The organism is Pedobacter agri PB92, from assembly GCF_000258495.1.
GTDB classification, from domain to species: Bacteria; Bacteroidota; Bacteroidia; order Sphingobacteriales; family Sphingobacteriaceae; genus Pedobacter; species Pedobacter agri.
Window position 1 is genome coordinate 1 of sequence record NZ_AJLG01000308.1, and the last position, 2,197, is coordinate 2,197.

Sequence of the window (2,197 nt, forward strand, 5' to 3'; positions counted from 1 at the left end):
TTAAAAATAGGTATGGCCAATACACTTTACGGTGTAAACATCAGCAAACTGAGCCAGAATCAAGCGCTCATAATCCCACAATGTGATGGCTCTACCCTTGTGCCGAAGTCTTTCACTAACCCTTAAATAATAGTCGTTACCTTGTTCTGCTGGCTTGCCATCAAATGAACCAAGAGACTGTGCTATTCTTTTAACCGCAGCGTCTGGTTCTTTTAATTTACTAATTACTCCGGGTTCAATGGAAAGCTTTTCTGGAATCACATCGTCGTAGGAATTGAACTGTGCTTCGGCAGCCTGAGCGGTAATTGATATGATATCACAAACTGCCAGTACATCTTTTTCTACACTTGCCCGGAGCCAGCTATAACCACCAGACATTAAGGTACTGATACTATTCACCACTGCTGGAATCCTTAAAGTAATGATTCCAGTGGTTAAAAGACCGTTCGTTTGTTCCCGAAGAATAGCTTCATCTTCGAAATCTTTCCAGGTATCATCATGAAGGTATGACCATTTCACAATGGCTTTGTTATAGTCAGGGTTTGAGCTACCTTCACTTACCTGAAACAGTAAGCTGATATTTTGAGGCGCAATGGCATCAATCAGTCCTATATACAACTCTCCTTCATTTTGTAATTTTGGCAATAAATAAGCCGAACCCTCGTGTGGAGTTGGTCGCACTTCAGCCCGACCAAATGGTGCAATATGGAATATTTTATGAATTTGATTACCGGAAGAAAAGGCTGAAGCAGTTAAAGCTATTTGAGCTTCTGCAGTGTAATCTAAACTTAAATTGTGAATAAGCGGCGTGTATGGGGAATTGGGCAGTTCAATGCTTGATAAATCTTCTTTTATATTATTTAAAATGGCACGACTGTAGGCTAATTGATAGTCTGCATGTCCGAATTTGCCATCTGTAAACCGCAGCTTCAGGAAGCCACGTTCTGTGTTTAGATCGTAACCTGCTCCTGCATCGGTATTATAATCTGCTGCCAGTTCGTTGGGAATGTTGATATCGGCATTGAACTGAGCTATTGGAGCACTGGAATCCCCGGCACCAAAAAGATTAACTTTCTGAGGTGTATTTGGCGCTAGCGAAATCCAACTTCTGTGATCTAAGAAAGTAATTTCGCCTTTGAAACTGGAGTTATTTACATAGTTACTGAAGAGTTTCTGGATTTCTTGCTGCTGCCAATATTTAGGTATTACACTATACATTTGCGTTGAGAGATTGCCAACTGAAACATTCGCACTTAGTGTTTTCGAAACTGGTTGAACATCTATAACAGATTTGGCTGACTCGTTTTGCATTTGTGAAGCGGGCTCTTTTTTATCGGAAGACGATGCCAATGAAGCATTTTGCACCGTCACGATAGGCAGAAACTCAAATAATTTTGCCGGTTCAGCGTATGATTTGTAATAATTATTGAATGCCATGGCCGGCAAATTCAAAAATTCAAAATTTAGTTTTAAGCTTGAGAGTTTGTGCTGGAATACCTCAGTACTACCAATATAAAAATTTGCACCAATGGCTGGTATAGACCCAAAAATTTCCATCGGCTTCGAAGCATCGAGTTTACCCAAACTATTTTGAACCAAAAGATTTTTAACACCTTTTACATCAGTTTTTATTTGGATATTTTCTAATGGTGCAAACATTAATGATTCATAAAGTCCATCAGCTGTATTCAGCTTTATTTGGATTACAGGATAAGTTGTTGAGTACGGCTCTACATGAAGTTTTGGGTTATAATCGATAATTTTTTGAACGCTTTCGTTCGCAAGCAAAACCAGTTGAAAGGATTTACCTGTGAGATGAACTGAATCTATACTAATTTCTTCCCATCCTTTCTCCGCACTAGCCAAAGCTTTAAAATTTGCTTTTGTGAGCGTTGGTATTATGCTATTACCTGCGGCATAATTGATTTGGATGATAATTTTGCGTTGACCTTCAGCAAGCCGAAATAGCGGTGAGCTGATAGCAAAGCCGATATTTCCTTTTGTCCGTTGCTTGGTACCAAATGCTTCCCAGCTTCCATCCTGATTAATCATCTCTCCCCCAATACCGTCTCCTGAATTTGCTACAGGCGAAATCCAGATGTTGCTTTTTTCAGTAGGATCAACCAGAATCGATTTCAAACTACCCACTCTGGCCTGGCTAAAACTAAATTCAGAAAGCAGTTTATAGAACTGCTTC

General features: G+C 39.7%; 1 protein-coding gene. It reads right to left on the reverse strand.

The window, feature by feature from the left end:
- On the reverse strand, positions 1-2,197 hold a 2,197-nt coding region (locus ON09_RS23455), incomplete at its 5' end, for a hypothetical protein (RefSeq protein ID WP_010603508.1).